The organism is Vibrio sp. SCSIO 43140 (assembly GCF_023716585.1).
In the GTDB taxonomy this organism is placed as follows: Bacteria; Pseudomonadota; Gammaproteobacteria; order Enterobacterales; family Vibrionaceae; genus Vibrio; species Vibrio maritimus_B.
The window spans coordinates 125,079-144,257 of record NZ_CP071851.1; the positions used below are offsets into that span (position 1 = coordinate 125,079).

Consider the following 19,179-nt stretch of genomic DNA (forward strand, 5'->3'; position numbering starts at 1 on the left):
AATAATAACCCTACCGATTTGAAGGTTAAGAGAAGTCCTTCGGAGAGAGCGATGACAGAACAAACAGCATTAAAACAAGTTGCTGAGATGGCAAGAATAGCCGACAGCTACGTAAGTGCGTGGGGCGACGAAGCCAGAGTTGAGGACGAAACCATTCTTCGTCTGCTTGCGTCTTTAGGCTACGACACGACTAATGATGAATCACTACTAAAATCTGCAGAGAAAAAGCATAAGAAGGAAGTGCTAGACCCTGTACTGGTTGTTAAAGACGGTGATGCCGTTGAAGTAGAACTTCATTTAGGTGTGAGCGCGAGAGAAAGCGATTTCAGCTGGCGTCTAGAGACTGAGCAAGGAGAAGTACTTGAAGGCTATCTTCAATCTCAGATCGTTCGTGATGAACGTGCTGAGGGTGGCCCTTTAGTATTTGCGTTACCAAACAACCTTTCATGGGGTTACCACAAGCTTTACTTAGAGCGTAAGCGCCGTAAAGCACCTTACGAGATGACACTTATCCGTACTCCACGTGCTTGTTACAAACAAAGCGCGATTGATGAAGGTAAAAAGCTTTGGGGTCCAAGTATCCAGCTTTACACGCTTCGTACTCAGCATAACTGGGGTATCGGTGATTTTGGTGACCTTAAACAGCTTGTAGCGGATATCGCTGCACGTGGTGGTGATTTTGTTGGTCTTAACCCAATTCACTCATTGTTCCCTGCTAACCCAGAAGGTGCGAGCCCATACAGCCCATCTTCTCGCCGCTGGTTGAACATTCTTTACATCGACGTTAGCTCTGTCGCAGAATTTGCGCTAAGTGCAGATGCACAGCAAATCGTTGGTGGCTCTGAGTTCCAAGCACGCCTGCAAAAAGCGCGTGAGTCACACTGGGTGAACTACACCGAAGTGGCTGAGCTTAAGATGAGCGTATTGCCACTGCTATTCGATGAGTTCAAATCTCGTCACCTAGACAAGCAGTCTGAGCGCGCAAAACTATTCCTAGATTTCGTTGAGGCAGGCGGTGAAAGCCTACTTCATCAAGCCGCATTCGATGCGATCCACGCTGAGCTTCACGCAGAAGACAGCAATATGTGGGGCTGGCCGGTATTCCCAGAGAAGTACCGTCGTTTTGAAAATGCAGCGACTCAAAAATATATTGCTGATAGCCAAGATAAAGTTCAGCTTTACATGTACTTGCAGTGGATTGCTGATGTTCAAATCAATGAAGCTCAAGCACTAGCAGAAGAGAAGGGTATGGCCGTTGGTCTTTACCGTGACCTAGCTGTTGGTGTTGCGGATTCTGGCTCTGAAACATGGGCAGACAATGGCAACCTAGTGATGGATGCAAGCATCGGTGCTCCACCAGATATCTTGGGTCCATTGGGGCAAAACTGGGGTCTACCTCCACTAAACCCACAAGTACTGCAAGCGACATCGTACGATGCATACATCAAGCTACTGCGTGCGAACATGAAGCACTGTGGTTCACTACGTATCGACCACGTGCTAGGTCTACTACGTCTTTGGTGGATTCCAAAAGGTGAAAACGCGACGAAAGGTGCGTATATCTACTACCCAGTTGAAGACATGCTAGCAATCCTAGCGCTTGAGTCGCACCGTCATCAATGTAGCGTTATCGGTGAAGACTTAGGTACTGTGCCAGACGAAATCGTTGAGATTCTGCGCGATGCAGGTGTTCACTCGTACAAGGTATTCTTCTTCGAAACAGCAGAGGATGGCGGCTTTATTTCGCCTGAGCACTATGCGGATCAATCTATGTCTGCACTATGTACTCACGATATGCCAACGCTACGCGGCTTCTGGCATTGCGATGACCTTAAAATGGGTCGTGAGATTGGTCTATATCCAAACGAAGAGCAGCTAGCGGGTCTATTTGATGACCGTCTAGAGTGCAAGCAAGGCATCATTGATAGCGTTGCGTGGCACGGTTACCTGCCTGAAGGTGTCGGCCGTGACGCAAGCTTAGTTCCAATGGATGCTTACCTAAGCGAAGCACTGCAGCTTCATGTAGCAGCAGGCTCATCTGCACTACTCAGTGTTCAGCTTGAAGACTGGTTAGAAATGGATAAACCAGTAAACATTCCAGGTACGGTTAATGAGTACCCGAACTGGCGTCGTAAACTGTCGATGAACCTTGAAGAAATTTTCGCTCAAGAAGGGGTAAATCGTATCGCTAAACGCCTAACGGAAGTTCGCGCGAAAGCCAGCTAATCACTGATTTTTAAATCGCTAACAAAGCACGATTCTATTGGATATTTGTTCTGTCATCTCCAAAGAATCGTGCTTTTCTTTTTTCTGACGACTTGAATATATCATTTGCAAATTTATATTGTAAATTGTCGGTGAAATTGACCGATTGCACTGCAAAATTGGGTGCTTGTCACTTCCCGTACATCATGTTTCCAGTACAATGAAACCTTGCAGATAGCCCGCGTATCGCGGGCTTTTTATTTCTTGCCCCCGACGTTTTAGCCACTGGCTAAGACTCAACAATAAAAAGGGGGGGCAGAGTGTTAGGTCGAGGGAGATGAACGTTGAACAAAAAAGGGCTTAAAAGACAACAAAAGGCGTACGATCTACTCTCGAGTGCATCGTTTGCTGACCCATTCTCATTCCTAGGTCCATACCTACAGGATGAGACACATGCGCTTAGAGTTTGGATGCCAGGCGCAGACGCTGTCGCGGTTGTTTTGGAAGATGGCACAAGAATGCCAATGGTGCGAGATCAGGCGTCGGGGTTTGTCCTTGAATCGGACCTTGATTTACGATTTACCCATTATCAGTTGGCTGTCGATTGGAATGGCACTGAGCAGTTGCTCGACGATCCATACCAATACCACGGTTTATATGCCGAATACGAAGAGCTACACACGCCGAAAGAAATGTACCACCAGATGGGGGCACAATTCATTTCGCAAGAGAGAGACGGTAAGCAAGTCGAAGGTACCCGTTTCTTGGTGTATGCACCACATGCTTCTGCCGTCAGTATCGTTGGCAATTTCAACGCTTGGGACGGACGTCGCAACCCAATGCAGAGACTCGACTACGGGATCTGGGGGATCTTCATTCCGAATTTGCCAGAGGGCACTCAATACAAATTTGAGCTAAAAGGTCCTGATGGTGAAGGTCTGCCACACAAGGCGGATCCATGGGGTTTCTACTCTGAGCAGTACCCTTCATTTTCTTCTGTTACTTATAATCATGATCGTTATGACTGGCAAGATGCCAATTGGCAGCAGCGTCCGGTAACAGAAAAACGCAAAGAAGCCTTGTCATTCTATGAGCTGCACGCTGGCTCTTGGAAACGTAATGACAACGGCGACTTCCTAAATTATCGTGAACTTGCCGACGAGCTGATCCCTTATTTAACCGATATGGGCTACACCCACGTTGAACTGATGCCCGTTTCTGAGCACCCGTTCTACGGTTCATGGGGCTATCAGCCAGTAGGTTTGTTTGCACCAACCAGTCGTTTTGGTTCACCAGATGACTTCAAGTACTTTGTTGATCAGTGTCACCAAGCGGGCCTTGGTGTAGTACTGGATTGGGTTCCAGCACACTTTCCATCGGACGATCACGGCTTAGCGAACTTTGATGGTACGCCACTGTTCCATGATCCGGATCCACGCCGCGGTTGGCACCAAGATTGGAACTCGTACATTTATGACCTAGGTCGTGAACATGTTCGCCGCTTCCTAGTATCCAATGCGTTGTACTGGTTTGAGCAATTCCATATCGATGGTATTCGTGTGGATGCCGTTGCATCGATGCTTTATCTCGATTACTCGCGTAGCCACGATCAGTGGATTCCGAACATTGACGGTGGTCGAGAGAACTATGATGCGATTGCAACACTGAAGTGGATGAACGAAGAAGTGTACAAGCACTTCCCGAATGCCATGACGATCGCTGAAGAGTCTACCGCTTTCCCAGGCGTATCGGCACCAACCTTTGCGGGCGGTCTAGGCTTTGGGTTTAAGTGGAATATGGGTTGGATGCACGACAGTCTATCGTATATTCAAGAAGATCCAATTCACCGCAAATACCACCACGATACCATCACGTTCCCGCTTGTTTATGCTCACAGCGAAAACTATGTACTGTCTTTATCGCATGATGAAGTGGTGTACGGTAAGCGCTCGATCCATAACAAGATGCCAGGTGATGAGTGGCAGCAAACAGCGAACCTACGCGCTTATCTTGGTTATATGTACGCTCAGCCAGGCAAGAAGCTAAACTTCATGGGCGCCGAGTTCGGTCAAACCGGTGAGTGGAACCACGACGATCAACTTCAATGGTTCTTGCTTGATTTTGAGCGCCACCAAGGTGTGAGAGCACTGACGAAAGACTTGAACTTGCTGTATCGCGCTGAAAAAGCTCTGTTCGATCAAGACTCAGATCCGAAAGGTTTTGAGTGGCGACTACAGGATGCTGCAGAGGCGAGCATCTTGGCGCACGAGCGTATCAGTGAAGATGGTGAACGTGTATTGGTTGTCAGTAACTTTACGCCAGTTCCTCACGAAGCATTCCGCTTGGGTGTGCCATTAGCAGGTCGCTATGAGTTACTGCTAAGTACCGATGATGCCTTGTATGCAGGCAGTGATTTTGGCGTTGTTCCAGTGGCAGAGACTGAGGCTGTAGAGAGTGAATCTCAACCTCAATCGCTATCACTTAAACTGCCACCACTATCAACGGTATTCTATAAATACCGAGGCTAAACGTCGTTAAGCCCTTTAGCGGAATTCTCCGCTAAAGGGCTTATTAGAATCCCGTCGAGTACTTCGCTTCAATTTCCGCTATTTTCTTTTCGATAGCTTTAAGTTGTTGTCTCAACCTGATGAGCTCGGCTTTGTCTTTCGGCGTGACCGCCAATTTTACCGTCCCAACTCCGCATGCCTCGCGAGTGTCATGGCTAAACTTTGTAAACCCGTCAAGCGATACAGAGTATTCAACAAATTGGCTCTGTTCTTTGTTTGATGCTCTTACATCTACGTTCTTGCCTTGTTTACTTTGCAGTATTAAGCGATTAATAAGCGCTAAATTCTCTTTCGTCGCTCTCACAAACCCAGACTCTTTGCTATTCGAGAACAACTGTCCCTCAAAAAAAAGAGGCTCGTTTTGGTCGACTCGAAACGCTAGATCAACTTTAGCGTTTTCATTGTCGAGCTCCTGAGCAAGGCCAAACGTGACAAGGAGCTTGGAGCGGTCATCGCAGCGTATACCAAATGTAGTGAACTTATTGTCGACTAAATCTCCAAAACCCCACACTCGATGAGTTTCAATTCGATCAAACTTATCGATATTGTGTTCGTTAAACCAACTTGCATAGGTAGCAGCAGGTGCCGAGACAAGAAGGGCTAACAGCATTAGATACATTTTCACTCGTACCATCCCAGCTTGGTAATTAATTCTCGTTTTTGCATCCATAAGGTTAGGTACCTAGTTGATTTTATGCCAGTTCTGTCAGTGGAGAACCTAGAATTCTCGGCTACACTGACTAGTATTATCTGTTTATATCAGCAAGTTAGACACTTGTCTGAGCGATACTGACGAAAAATTAGGGGATATTAATGATTACAGCACTTTATGCGTCACTGCTTGCCGCTTTGATGATTTGGTTATCTTTTCAAGTCATCAAGCAACGCAGGTCTAACCAAGTCGCGTATGCTGATGGAGGTGTTGAATCGCTGCAGATTGCGCGCAGTGCACAAGGCAATGCCGTTGACTATATTCCGATTACGTTAATTCTAATGGCTTTGGTTGAATATAATGGTGCGCCAGCAGTTTGGATTCACGTTATTGGGGTAAGCTTTCTGGTGGGGCGTTGGATGCACGCGGATGGTATTCTCAATAAGCGCTTTAAAGGTCGCGTTAGAGGAATGAAGGTGACAATTTTTGCCATGGCGGGTTTGATTGTCTCTAATCTTTTTTATCTTCCGTTCGATAGGCTACTTTGATGATGCGCTCGCTCCTGCCACCCGCATGGGTGATGGTGTCAATAGGCCTTATTCTGAACGTCATGGCTATTGTGTTGTCTAGCCAGGTGCTAGATAAAATGTCGAGTGACATTGCGATGATTCAGGAGCGCAAAGAAGCCAACTTATACTCGATGCAACTGGCATGGAATCAGGTGGAAACCTTAGAGAGAAAGCGTGAAGCTCTGCTAATACACTTAGACGGTAATAACATCGATCCCGAAATAGCCGATATGTTAAGGGTTCAACTATCTCAATGGGTTACAGCACAAGTCCCACCGATCCACAGTAAACACCTCGACGATTTAATGGCCATGATCAATAGTGCTCAGGACACGCAACGTGAACTCATCGACGAGCTTTATCTTGATAATCTAGGGCTATCTGAAACGCTTGCGAGTATTGAAGAGGAAATGGCGTATTACAAGAACATCGCTGTTTTCCTGCAGATTTTGGGGCTTGCTCTGATACTTGCTCGCGATCTGTCTCGTCGATCATTGCCAAATTGATATACACTTAGAACTTACTTTTGCAATTAATGAAATAAATATGCTCACCCGTTCTGATGATTTAGAAATACTGCTGTCTGTTATTGATAGCGGTGGCTTTTCCGCAGCTGCAGAGGCTCTAGATATTCAAGTAGCGAAGGTCTCTCGCAGTGTCAGTAAGCTTGAAACTCAGCTAGGTGTAACGCTTCTTAATCGAACCACGAGACGTATTGAGCTCACCGATGAAGGTAGACAGTTTGTCGATGGGGTTAGAGAGGGTCTGCGTATTCTTCAGCAAACTGAAGAGGATATTGTCGCAAGAGGTGAGCTTCCAAAAGGTCGCCTCAGGGTCGATGCCGCCAGTCCTTTTGTACTTCATCAACTAGTACCGTTGGTTGCCGAGTTTAATAAGGAATATCCTGATATAGAGTTAGAGCTAACCTCCAACGAAGGCTTCGTGGATTTGCTGGAGAAGCGGACGGACGTCGCGATTCGAATCGGTAAACTCACGGACTCAACTTTGCACGCCAAGCCGCTCGGAAAAAGTCTGCTCTTTCTCGTGGCCTCTCCCGATTACCTAGCTCAGCGAGGATATCCGAAATCGGTCAGCGATCTTGGTACTCACAGCTTAATAGGGTTTGTGGGCGCTAAGGTGTTAAACCAGTGGCCGCTGCCAGGTACTCCGACGATTCAACCCAGCATGGTGTCTAGCAATGGTGAAACCGTCAGACAGCTTGCGTTGGCAGGCAACGGTATCGCTTGTATGTCTGGCTTTATGGTCAAAAAGGATATTGAGGAGGGCAGGTTAGTGCCATTGCTTGAGTCTGATAAATTGACGACCACTGGCCGTGAACAAGTTAACGCCGTGTATTATCGCTCGTCTTCTGTCGCAAGGCGTATCACGGCTTTTATTGAGTTTATTCAACCTAGGTTATCGCTTTAGCTTTATTCTTCATTGTAGAGACATGGCTTTTGCGATTTTGACAAAAGCCATTTGCGATTATTGCTCTCAATCTTAACGTCACTCATGGCTAAACTGTCCCCATTACGATATTGAGGGCATACGACATGATCTTTTCTAATTTCAACTACGGCCAACTTGAGCTAAGCAATCGCATCGCGATGGCACCGATGACCCGTTCTCGCACCACTCAACCGGGTGATGTGCCGAATGACATGATGGCGACTTACTACGCACAGCGCGCCAATGCAGGTCTGATCATCACTGAAGGTGCGCCTATCTCGGCTATTGGACGCGGTTACTCGATGACGCCGGGTATTTATACTCAAGAGCAGATCGAAGGCTGGAAAAAAGTGACTAAAGCCATTCATGACCAGGGTAGTAAGGTGTTTGTTCAGCTTTGGCACGTGGGTCGTCGTAGCCATGAATCCATCACGAGTGAGCAGGTAGTATCGTCGTCAGCGATTAAAGAAGCCGATCAGGTCTTTGGTCCACTACCGGAAGGTGGTTTCGGTATGATTGAAACTGGCGTGCCTCGCGCTATGACGGAGCAAGATATTCAGCAAACCATCGCCGATTATGTCCAGGCAGCAAAAAATGCGGTGGAGGCTGGCTTCGATGGCGTTGAGATACATGCAGCGCACGGCTATTTGATTGACCAGTTTATGCGTCTTTCTAGCAACAAGCGCACAGACCAATACGGTGGCTCACAAGAGAATCGCGTTCGATTCTTGGTTGAGGTAATGCAAGCTGTTGTGAATGAGATTGGCGGCGACAAAGTGGCAATTCGTGTCTCTCCACACGTGATGGAGGGGTTCGCTGATGAAGATCCTGAGATTGTTGATGTCGTGAAAAAGGCATTGGTTGCATTAGCACCGATGAATCTCGCCTACGTACACTTCTCAGAGAATATCTCGCGCTACGTGGAAGCACCAGAGGCATTCCGTAAAGAGGTTCGTGATATCTACCCGAATCCAATTATGATTGCGGGCAAACTCACCAAAGAGAGCGCAACAGCACTACTAGAGAACAACTATGCGGATCTTGTTGCGTTTGGTACGCCTTATGTAACCAACCCAGATCTTGTTGCTCGCTTCAAAAACGACTGGCCGCTGGCCGAGTTTGATGCGGATGCTCGTTTAAGCTTATATGGCGGCGATGAAAAAGGGTATATCGATTACCCTGAGTACCAATAAGGCTAAAAGCTAAACTAAACAGAAAGGCGAGTGTTCTAATTGAACCCTCGCCTTTCATTTATTATCACAAGTTTAGCTATTAGAACGTTTTCAAGACTGACATCATCCAGCGAGTTTGTTCTGTGTTGGTATCTATTGATGATGGTCACTGATTTGGGTTGCTAGCTAGGAGTGAACCGTGTTCTATGCCGTGTTCCTATAGGACCCATTTTGTTCGCAGTACAAAATTCATTCAGACTTGGTTTTTTACGCGCCCTATCGATTGATAGTGCCGAAAGCTCTAGCAAGCTACCTGTGAGAAACCATTTTATGAGAACGTTAATTTTGTTTTGTATCACTCTAGTCGTTGGGGGATGTGCTGTTGTGGAGCCCACGCCAGAGAATGGATGCGACCCTTCAGGAGTTCAAGCCAGTCATAATGAAGCTAATGCTCTTGCTGCACTATCTTTGGCAAGTTTCGCTGCTGGTGGAAGTAACCATTCAGGGCTCTCGGCGCATGCGGTGACGGCTGATCAGCAAGCGGAAATCATTAAGCTCAAAGTCGAGCTATGTGAACAGCAATTAGAACAGTCGAACCAGCCTTAATAGACCAGTTCGACAGGCAATGGGGGATTTGGAACAAAGTGTCCGTGATTAACTTAATGTTTGTGTGAGGGTACCAAGCGTATCAGTTAGATCTATACGAGCCTTGCAACCGTTGATGAGAGTCAGGTTGGGAGGTCGATGACCAATGTCGAGATCAATCATTACAGGTATGTCGAGCTCTTTTAAGTGAGTTTCTAAAGCCTCATAGTAGCCTAGGTCGTTCGGGTTGCCCGAGTCAGGGGCCGCATTGCGTCCAATAAGCAGTGCGCTGATGTTAGAAAATACGCCGCGAAATTTCATGCTGAGCAGCGTTCTAACCACTTCTGTTGGCAGCATTTCTGCATTCTCCAAATACAAGACAACACCTTCGGGAAATCTATTCGCGAACGCGTCTAGATCGAGATACTCAGTACCAAACAGATGCGATAAGGTGTCCCAACATCCACCAATCAATCTTCCTTCCACTGTATTTCCTGACTTCGGCTTGTTGAACCAGCGCCATTGTGTTGGTGTGTCGAGATTTAGTCCTGATTCTGGTGCGTTGACAAAGTCGGGCCATCGACTTGCATAGTGAGTTTGCTCTGTTTGTATGAAGCTTTCGCCTAATGGGGTGCCTAAATTGGCGATGGTGCTTGAAGTCAGTGGGTCAATCGCATTTGGCGAGAGGTCCATTAAGTTCGAGCAATGGGCGGTTGCCCAGCCAAGTTTACTCGCGAAGACTGCAGAGATGGTACTGACATCCGAAAAACCGAGAATCCACTTAGGGCGAACGGTAGTGAGTTTTTTAAAGTCGATAAGTGGCAGAAGCTCCATCGCGACTTCTCCACCCCATGGTGGGTAAATAGCGTCAATATGGTCGTCCAGTAACATAGACATTAACTCATCCGCTCGTTCAGTCGCGGTGCCACTAACATGTTTCCCTTTGTCGAATAGACAATTGCCAATCACAAGGTTGAAGCCGAGAGATTCAAGGTGCTGAGTAACACATTCGAAGCGTGAAAGATGCTGAGGCGCGATGCCAGAGGAAAAGGCGGTGATACCTATGGTACTGCCGACTGATAGTGGTTTCGGGTACTGCATGAACGGCTCCGATGTTAGCTATGATAGAGCCAGATTATCTGCTTAGTTTCATAAATACAATGAGTTAACAACGATTGGGTCGCTTAGTTTAAGATGCTGCTCTGACGTTCACAGAGCAGCATAGTTTCAGTGACTACCGTTTATCTAGCGCTTCTGTTTGTCTAGCGCGGTAAGCCCAATGAGCAGCGGGTTAGGGATAGGTTTGCCAAGCTCAGGCAAAGGGCGTTCACTGCTATCACCGTAGCCAATTTTGAAGCGAACTCGATTGAGACAGAGCTTGTCGATGCTTTCGCTAAGCAAGTTGAACTGTTTAAAGCGATCCTCTAGTTCTGGGTGCGATGTCTGATACGTTTTTACTTCATCTGCCAAGTAACCATAAAACAGTGTCTCTGATACCCCCTCACTCTCTAGCCAAGGAGAGACAAAGCGTAGCACAGTAACAAAATGACCCGTGAGCAAGTCATGAACCAAGTAGTGCGGCGGCAAACGGGTGAGGTTGTCTTGAATGCTTTGCTCTAGGGACGCTAGTTCGGGGTAAGGTTGATCAACCAGTCGAAGATCCCCATGGAAATCTTTAATAATACAGCCAGTTGGAACATTATCCTCCAATACAAGTGTCACGTTTTGACCGTGGGCAACAAGACCGACACCATAGCGACACATTAGATGGTAAATTGGTATGACAACATGCCGAAACATAGCTCGCAACCACTGTTCATGAGATAGGCCTGTTGAAGCGATAAGCTCATTAATACACGCATTACCTTGCCCGTCGTCTTGCATGAGCGTCGCCATAGAGAGTGGTCTTTGGTTATCACTCAGCACTGCCTCAGCTCGCTCTCGCCAAATACAGCCCAGCATTTCGCTGTAGCGGTATGCGCCTTCGATTTTGGATTGGTAGGGGTGAGGGCAGTAAACGCCCCCTAACTCTTGTTGAACATGAAGGCCGGTTTTCTTTAGGACAGGATCACGGCTTGCGATGTTTGCTAACCATTTGGAAATCTCGGGTCCCTGCTGAATGTACTTTCCGGGTATGCCTCGATAGCAGGAGGTGTTGAGTATGGTGAGCGCGGTTTTCACATCATATGGCACAGAGTGGTCTAAAGTGCTCACAGTACGAATGGATTGCTGAGGGAACCAGCTTCCGCCAAGCAAGCCGAGATCAATGATGTCTTCATTTTGGAGGTACTCTTGAAACTGAATAGTGATAAAGCGCTGGTATTGCCATGGATGAACGGCAAGCACCAGATATTCATTCAGGTCTCGCTGTGGGATCTTGGCGACTATGTCTGAGTAGTCTTGCTCAGACATTGTTTTGCTTAGTATATCAAGCGGAGTAAGGTCAGAGCGAAAGCCGAAGTGACACAAATGCCTCTTGATAGCGATGTATCTGAGTTGGAAGCCTTCGCTTGTTTCTGGTGAGTACCGCGCAAGTTCTGCTTCTCCCCAACCTAATCGACCTTTATTGGCGATGATTTTAGGGTGTGCATCGAGATATTTTTGCCTTTGAATTTCAGAGCAATAGACAATATCTTGAGTCGTCACCTTATCTAATATCTCCAATCGCTTAATTTCACTGAACAGTGTTTGCTGTATTTCCTCTAAAAGACCTGATAAATCAATATCATTAATCGAAACCGTTTCTTGTATATCAATTAAAAGCTGAGTAATTGTAGGGTTATTTTTGTCGTTACATTTAATTGACCCAGCAATTGGGTTTCTCATCCCCCAAATACTTTGCTTTGCTTGATAAGACCAGCAGTGTCCATTTAAAACAATCTCTATATTTTCAATGCCGCCTTTAGCTTGCACTAGAATGTCGAATTCAAACAAATCCTCAAAATCTAGCTCACTAAATGCTTTAGCCATTAGCTTCTGGTTAGCCATTTCCCAACGTTGGTTATTCACTACTATGAACCTCTTAAATGCTATCTATCTGATAATGCTATCAATATAAATGTTAAACAATTTATAGATAATGTATTGACAAACGATAGTGAGATCAACAATCATAGTGATAATTATTATCATTAACGTAACTTTTGTTGCACTCTTGTAGCCATGTGGATGTTAGGTGCCCTGCTCTCAATGGGGCTAAATCAGACTTTATTATTTAGTTTTCTGCCGTATGTAGCAGATGTGTTAGGCATATCTGGTAGTTCGTTAGAATGGTCTGGCGTCATAATTTTATTGAACGTTAATTTGCTGAGTTATTTTATTGGTTCAATCTATTGGCCTAATAAAATAACAAGTGATGGTTTTGCTGTTAGCGCTCGTCTTGCCTTTGCGGGTTATGCTTTAGTTAGCGTGATTTTTATTGTTGTATTAACGCTATTGTCGTTTGATTTATCTTGGCATTGGTTATCTTTGATTATTCTTGGTACGACAAGATTTGCAATGGGGTATTTTTCCAGTGCATTTCTCCCTATTGCTCATGGATATATATTGGCTCAGAACCATGACCATGCTTCGCAGTATAAACAGCTCTCTAGAGCAAGCAGTGCACTAACACTTGGTCGTTTAATCGGGCCGAGCTTAGCGCTTATCCCCATAAATTGGTTGTTGATATTGGTGGTTCCGCTTCTCCCCATGTTGTGGAGTTACTTCCAATGTCCTTCTACTGACAGCAATAGACAAGACCGCAAGTCCCAGGTCTTGCCTGTTATGCAAAGGCTTAAACTTGTCCCAGTTTGGACGCTCATTTGTGCTCTGCTCACCACCGCTTGGGTTGCAAGTTTTCAGTTAGCGCTAGCTCCTGAGGTTCACCGTCTGATTCCTACGCCTGCTGAGGCGAGTCACCAATTGGCGATGTTTCTACTCGGAGTCTCGGTCGTCGCCTTATTTGGTCAGGCTGTGCTTATGCCCTTACTCGCCAAATTTATTAGGGTGCGTATCAGCTTGATGGTTCTTGGGCTGCTTGTATTCACCGTTTTAATCATCTCCAAACCAGCGACTTACCCAGTTTTTGTGATGGCAGGAGTGGGATTGGCATTGGCGGTGTCGGCTCTTCCTACTTGGTATAGCCAAGTAACGTATCACAATGCGGATGAGCGCATAAGCAAGGTGTCTGTCAGTGGTTTGATTGCGCAAAGCCACTCCATAGGGCATCTGCTCGGAACGGGAGCCACGGCACTGTTTTTGTCCCTGAGCGTAAGTGCGCTCTATGCTTCAGCCCTATTTGCCTTACTTCTTTTGATCTCGATGTGCGCTATCGGTAGCACGTCATTGTCACCTTCAACTATGTCTATATCAGAAAAATAAAGGAACATTATGAACACTCTAGTGAGAAAGGGACTTCCCCTAAGCTCCTTAGCTCTTTTAGTCCACAGCACGGTTTACGCCGAGCCAAAGAACGATCTGGATACTGTGATTGTCACGGGTACTAAGATTCAAACCACGATTGCAGATTCTGCAACCACTATGTGGGTTATTGATCAAAAAGAGCTAGAAAAGCACATCAATGCCGGGACGGATTTGAAAGGTGCATTGGGTCGTCTAATTCCAGGTTTTGATTTTGGTAGTGGCAGTCGAACCAACTATTCACAGAATCTTCGTGGTCGTTCTGCACTAGTCATGATTGACGGCGTATCGCTTAACTCGACACGTGAAATCAGTCGTCAGTTTGACAGTATTGACCCTTTCAATATTGCTCGAGTTGAGGTGTTATCGGGTGCAACGGCATTGTTTGGCGCGGGTGCATCGGGCGGTATCATCAACATTATCACCAAGAAAGGTGAGGCTGGCGACACCAAAGTGGAAGCGCGAGTCGGAGGCGTATCTGGCTTTAACAGCAGTGAAGATCTGACCAAACAAGCGGCGCTCGCCATCTCTGGTGGTAATGAGACTGTTGCGGGTCGACTCTCTGTCGCTTATGAGGGCAAAGGGGCCGCTTATGATGGTGACGGTAACATGATCATGCCAGATATCACTCAGACCGATATGCAGTTTAACCAAGCTATCGATGTCATGGGTAATCTGGAGGTCAATATTGATGAGCAGCAATCGCTCTCTCTAACAGCTCAGTACTACGATAGTCAGCAAGATACCGAGTATGGCGCATACTTAGGTCCTAACTTAGCCGGTCTATTTGGTTTTCCTGAGCTCATTGAGATCCGCAAAGGACTTAAGCTCGACGAGCAACCACATACAGAACGCGTCTTTGTGAATGCACAATACAAACATGACAGCGTGTTAGACCACGCCTTGCTTGCTCAACTTTACTATCGAAGCGAGTCATTAGGTTTCTTCCCATTTCCTGACACAACGACACCGATGTACGGCTCCTCGGTTCAGGATACCAGCATATTTGGCGGCAAGTTGATGCTGCAAAAAGAGTGGCAAGATGTGGCACTAAATTACGGTGGTGAATACGCCTCGGAAACCTTCAGTGCAAAGCAGCGCGTATTTGATCTGCAAAAAGCGATGGCGTCTGGTGCGATGGAGTTTGAAAAGCTTCGTGAACTGCAGCGCTACCCTGATATCGATACGCAAAACGCAGCGCTGTTTGCTCAGGCTAACTGGCGCGTGGCGGAAGATTGGTTACTAACGGGTGGCGTGCGCTATCAGAAGACCAGCTTTGATGTCAGTGATTTTGTCGGCTTATCGCAGCAAGAGTATGTCGCTGCAGGTTTACTCTCTGGTGCCGATGCTATCCCTGGTGGCAGCTCATCAACAGACGTTTGGTTGTTTAATGCTGGTGGTGTTTATGACTTAACGGATAGCCAGCAGCTTTGGGCGAACTTTAGCCAAGGATTTAACGTACCGGACCCTGCCAAATTCTACGGAAAAGGTACCTATGATCTGACATCCAACCCAGGACACGCAACACTAACTAACAGTGTTAACATCAATAATACACCGCTACCAGGGGTGAAAACGAACTCGGTCGAGCTGGGTTGGCGTGCCAGCGGTAATAACTATCAAACTCAGATTGCAGGCTACTACTCGCTATCGGATAAAACGCAGAAGATTAATACCAGTGATCTGACGTTGGACGTCGGCAGTGAAGAGAGCAGAATCTACGGTATTGAAGGCCAGTTTGATTACTACTTCACTCAGAATATTTACGCTGGTTTACAAGGCCAGTGGATCCGTAGCGAAGAGAAAAACCAAGGTGCTTGGCAGGATATGACCGTCCAGTTTGCTAGCCCATCAAGCGCGGTAACTCGCGTTGGTTACGACAATCTTGATTATGGTGTGGAAGTGTTCTTGCAGTCACTGGCTGACTATGAAGATGCCGATAACAACAAGCTAAATGGTTACAACATCGTGGGCCTGTCTAGCTACTACATGCTGCCTGTTGGTCAGATCAACTTCGGTATTGAGAACCTATTCAACACAACATACGAAACGATCTGGAGTCAACGAGCGCAAGTGCTCTACAGCGGAGTATCGGCACCAGAGCTATTCAAATACAACGGTCAGGGTCGAACCTTCGCACTTAGCTACAGTGCTGAGTTCTAGTCAAATTATGGCTCACCTCCCCTGATGGGGGTGAGTATCTAGATTGACCTTAAGAACGACAAACTTCTATCAAACGTCAGTTGGCTCAAGAAATATAACAATGAAACAAGAACTCAGTTATCTATACCAGCGCGTGTCCTATCACGTGCATGAAATGCGCGTGCCTGCGCCCGACAATAAACAAATGCAAGCCATTCTCCAGGCTGCAATGAGCACTCCAGATCATGGCAGATTAAAACCTTGGCATTTCTTGGTGATCGAGCCATCACAAATTCCTCATATGATCGCGAACTTACGTGATGCGTGGCTCGCACACGACAAACAGGTATCAACCGCGCAAGCGAATCGACTAGCGGACTATCTCGCTAAGGCGCCCAGCCTAGTTCTGATCTCTGCGCAGGTGCAAGACCATCGCGAAGTGAGCAAACAAGATCAACTGCTCTCTGCGGCGGCAGCGTGTCAGATGACCTTACTCGCCGCCGATCAATTAGGTTTTGGCGGCGTTTGGTACTCCACCGATGCGATTGAGTTGCCGGGTATTCGACAGTTACTCGGACTTATGGAAGCACACGTCCCCGTGGGCTTTATGGTGTTCGGAACACCAATAGAAAAGCGAACTAAAAACAGAGGCAGTGTGAGCGCACATACTCAAGTTTGGCACGGACCTAACCAAGTCACTCATTGGTTAGACGAGCATTAAGGATTAGCAAAACATGACACATTCACTGACTTTTCAGTCCTTCTTTAACAGTTTATTCGTCGATATGCAGGGAAGTACGAACCTCTGCCAAATCAAACACAAAGCGGTACAGTGCGCGACCTTTGAGCTTAATAATGCCCAACTTTGGTTGCCACTTAGTTACTGCTCATCAACAGGTCGTCATCGGTATGAGGGGACGCTTTATCTCAATCAAGATGATCATTGCCAGTCTCTATCTTTCCCAGAAGCGCTAGATTGGGTGTTAGCAAACTACGATGATGGCGATGCGGCGAAGCGAGATCGACTCATTCAGCGCGTTGGTGCATCAGATGAGTTTGTTCAGCGTGCGAGCCAATCTAAGCAAAAGCGTGGTGTTGGCGAGCCTGTGACCTTTATCGAATCGGAACAGTCACTGATTGGTGGGCATAGCATGCACCCAACACCAAAAAGCTGTGCGCCACTGACTCAAGAGCAGCAAGCAGTATACCTTCCAGAGTTTGAAAACAGTTTTGAGATAGAGTGGTTTTCCGTCGCGAAAGATCGCCTGATGTCAGAGTCGGTTGGGGAATCTGCTCACTCCAAACTGGAGACGCTATTTAAGTTAAGCACTGCGGATAGCGAGCGACCGAATATCGCCGAAAATCATGTGGCTTTCCCAATGCACCCTCTGCAAGCAAAGGCGTGGCGAAAGAGTGATGACTACGCCGCGATGGGCTGTGACATGGTTGATTTGAACACAAGCAGCTCAGGGTGGCGGGCGACCTCTTCGACGCGTGCTATTTATCATCCTGATATGCCATGGATGCTTAAGGTTTCACTCCCTATCAAGCTGACCAATTCGCTGCGCTTGCTGTCAGTTAAAGAGGCAAAACGCGGTACTCTGTTTAGCCGCTTATTGGCGCATGAAGCCGGGCATGAATTGGCTCAGCGCTTACCAACGACAACCTTTATCGAGGAGCCTGCATGGGCAACGGTCACAAACCCACAAGGAGAGGGGTTAGACTTGCCTTTGATTAGTTTGCGCGATAATTCATTCTTTGCTGAAAAGCGCACCCGCTCGGTGAGCACTTCAGTGAATGAAGACAATACTCATCTGCTTGCAACGGTTAACCAAGTCTGCGCAGGACAGCAGCAAGCTCAAGTTGTCAGTTGGATTCAGCAAGTCGCGAAGCGCGAAGGCATTTCTCAACATCAAGCGGCATGCGATTGGATTGGTGCGTTTATGCAAAACGTCATTGCGCCACTATGTATTGCGCGCAGCGATTACGGTGTGGTTATGCTTGCCCATCAACAGAACATACTTTTACGGGTTGAGAACGGAATGCCAGCGGGCATGATGTATCGCGACTGCCAAGGCAGTGGCTTGACAGAACTTGCCTTAGAGCATTTTGCTTCAGTGTTTGAAGGTGAAAAGCCAGAATATTTCATGGAAGGTGAGTTTGTGAATCCTTACCTTGCCTATTATCTGATTGGCAACTCTTTGATCAACACAGTGGCTGCCATTGCGGCAAGCGGTATGGTGACAGAACAAGCGCTATATCAGGTATGCCGAGAAAAGCTAGCGGCGTTGGCAGCAGCATCTCCGGTTGACTCTAGTTTTTATAGCTACTTGTTGAACTCAGATACCCTGCACTGGAAGCGAAACTTTTTATGTTTTGTAGAAGAGCATAATGAAGCCACACTTAGCGACCCGACTAAGATCTACCGTGAAATCGCTAACCCGCTCAGTGAGGGCGCGCTCCCTGATTGCGTAAAGCCCCTGCCAGATGGCTCTGAAGTGGCGATTTATTCGGTCGCGACAAATCAATGGTCTCTCAGAACCAATGGGATTGAGTGCGGTCTTTTAAACGTACATGAGACTAGCGGTGCTATCTCTGTCAACGTCGATACTGACGACCCGCTTATCTATTGGTCCGGTCTAGAGCACGCTTTCTTTGCGCTGGATTGTCAACAAATCACCTGTGAACACGCACCCGAGTTTGTCCGAGGTTGTCTTGATACTGAGCAACGAATGACGAGAGCGAGTTTTTTGGAACATGCCCCAATTTGGCATCACCCAGATGATAATCCGACCGATGAAATTAGGTTAGCGGCGAGTAATGGTTTAACTCATCCGCCGAGACCCGCTAAGCCGGTAGACGTTTTTTATCAGCGCTATATCTACGGTCTGAATAAGGTGCTGACGTTTCGAAAGGCGTCGCTTTCCAGAGATCTTGAGTGCTTCAATCGTTGGCACAATGATCCTGCGATTTCGCCTGTATGGGAGTTGGAAGGGTCTCACCAAGACCATATCGACTACTTAACTAAAATGGAATCGGATCCTCATCAGTTTCCAGTTATTGGTGAGTTTGATGGGGTGCCATTTGGGTACTTTGAAATCTACTGGACGCCAGAAGATCGCTTAGGGCCATACTATCAAGCGCAAGGCTTTGACCGGGGCGTACATATGCTCTCGGCTAATCCTCGTTTTCGTGGATGGCGTTATTTCTCAGTTTGGTCTAGAGGCATCGTGCACTACTGCTTCCTGGTTAACGCCCATACCAACAATGTAATGGGAGAGCCGAGAGCGGATAACAAAAAAGTCCTCGCACTCACCGAACGGATTGGATTTGAGCATCTGTTTGATTTCGATTTCCCACATAAGAGAGCGGCGATGCTGCAATGCAAGCGCGAACGCTTCTTTGAGTTTTATACGTCCCAGGCTAGGTAGGTAATA

At 47.0% G+C, this 19,179-nt stretch carries 14 protein-coding genes; 11 read left to right on the forward strand and 3 right to left on the reverse strand.

The window, feature by feature from the left end:
* Positions 1–51 precede the first annotated feature (51 nt).
* Together malQ and glgB are read left to right on the forward strand one after the other, a co-directional pair.
* Positions 52–2,226 (forward strand): 4-alpha-glucanotransferase, encoded by a 2,175-nt coding sequence (gene malQ / locus J4N45_RS19215; protein ID WP_252016110.1) that lies wholly within the window; start codon positions 52–54, stop codon positions 2,224–2,226.
* 323 nt (positions 2,227–2,549) lie between these two features.
* Positions 2,550–4,733, forward strand: a complete 2,184-nt coding sequence (gene glgB, locus J4N45_RS19220) for a 1,4-alpha-glucan branching protein GlgB (RefSeq protein WP_252016112.1) — start codon at positions 2,550–2,552, stop codon at positions 4,731–4,733.
* Between the two features lie 43 nt (positions 4,734–4,776).
* On the opposite strand, the gene J4N45_RS19225 is transcribed toward glgB, so the two are convergent.
* Positions 4,777–5,442, reverse strand: a complete 666-nt coding sequence (locus tag J4N45_RS19225; RefSeq protein WP_252016114.1) for a hypothetical protein — start codon at positions 5,440–5,442, stop codon at positions 4,777–4,779.
* A 143-nt stretch (positions 5,443–5,585) separates the two neighbouring features.
* On the opposite strand from J4N45_RS19225, the gene J4N45_RS19230 reads away from it, so the two are divergent.
* From J4N45_RS19230 to J4N45_RS19250, 5 genes are all read left to right on the forward strand, one after another.
* A complete protein-coding gene (locus tag J4N45_RS19230; RefSeq protein WP_234497492.1) occupies positions 5,586–5,972 on the forward strand; it encodes an MAPEG family protein in 387 nt (128 codons plus the stop codon).
* 2 nt (positions 5,973–5,974) lie between these two features.
* Entirely contained in the window at positions 5,975–6,499 is a 525-nt protein-coding gene (locus J4N45_RS19235) for a DNA mismatch repair protein (RefSeq protein ID WP_252017267.1), read from the forward strand.
* 40 nt (positions 6,500–6,539) lie between these two features.
* Positions 6,540–7,421, forward strand: coding sequence for a LysR family transcriptional regulator (locus J4N45_RS19240; protein ID WP_234497491.1), 882 nt, complete (start codon positions 6,540–6,542; stop codon positions 7,419–7,421).
* A 125-nt stretch (positions 7,422–7,546) separates the two neighbouring features.
* A complete protein-coding gene (locus J4N45_RS19245; protein ID WP_252016116.1) occupies positions 7,547–8,635 on the forward strand; it encodes an alkene reductase in 1,089 nt (362 codons plus the stop codon).
* A 309-nt stretch (positions 8,636–8,944) separates the two neighbouring features.
* Positions 8,945–9,220 (forward strand): hypothetical protein, encoded by a 276-nt coding sequence (locus J4N45_RS19250; RefSeq protein WP_252016118.1) that lies wholly within the window; start codon positions 8,945–8,947, stop codon positions 9,218–9,220.
* Positions 9,221–9,268: 48 nt separating this feature from the next.
* Here the strand turns inward: J4N45_RS19250 and J4N45_RS19255 are convergent, their stop codons facing one another.
* Positions 9,269–10,300 carry a S66 family peptidase gene (locus J4N45_RS19255; RefSeq protein WP_252016120.1) on the reverse strand — a complete coding sequence of 344 codons (1,032 nt, stop codon included), beginning with the start codon at positions 10,298–10,300 and terminating at the stop codon, positions 9,269–9,271.
* Between the two features lie 144 nt (positions 10,301–10,444).
* Positions 10,445–12,208 carry an IucA/IucC family protein gene (locus J4N45_RS19260; RefSeq protein WP_252016122.1) on the reverse strand — a complete coding sequence of 588 codons (1,764 nt, stop codon included), beginning with the start codon at positions 12,206–12,208 and terminating at the stop codon, positions 10,445–10,447.
* A gap of 159 nt (positions 12,209–12,367) precedes the next feature.
* Here J4N45_RS19260 and J4N45_RS19265 point away from each other — a divergent pair, with 159 nt between their 5' ends.
* The 4 genes from J4N45_RS19265 (at position 12,368) to J4N45_RS19280 (ending at position 19,173) form a co-directional block, all read left to right on the forward strand.
* Positions 12,368–13,561 (forward strand): MFS transporter, encoded by a 1,194-nt coding sequence (locus J4N45_RS19265; protein WP_353505892.1) that lies wholly within the window; start codon positions 12,368–12,370, stop codon positions 13,559–13,561.
* Between the two features lie 9 nt (positions 13,562–13,570).
* Positions 13,571–15,763 (forward strand): TonB-dependent receptor, encoded by a 2,193-nt coding sequence (locus J4N45_RS19270; RefSeq protein WP_252016126.1) that lies wholly within the window; start codon positions 13,571–13,573, stop codon positions 15,761–15,763.
* A gap of 100 nt (positions 15,764–15,863) precedes the next feature.
* Positions 15,864–16,463 (forward strand): nitroreductase family protein, encoded by a 600-nt coding sequence (locus J4N45_RS19275; protein WP_252016128.1) that lies wholly within the window; start codon positions 15,864–15,866, stop codon positions 16,461–16,463.
* A 13-nt stretch (positions 16,464–16,476) separates the two neighbouring features.
* Entirely contained in the window at positions 16,477–19,173 is a 2,697-nt protein-coding gene (locus J4N45_RS19280; protein ID WP_252016130.1) for a GNAT family N-acetyltransferase, read from the forward strand.
* Positions 19,174–19,179: the final 6 nt, after the last annotated feature.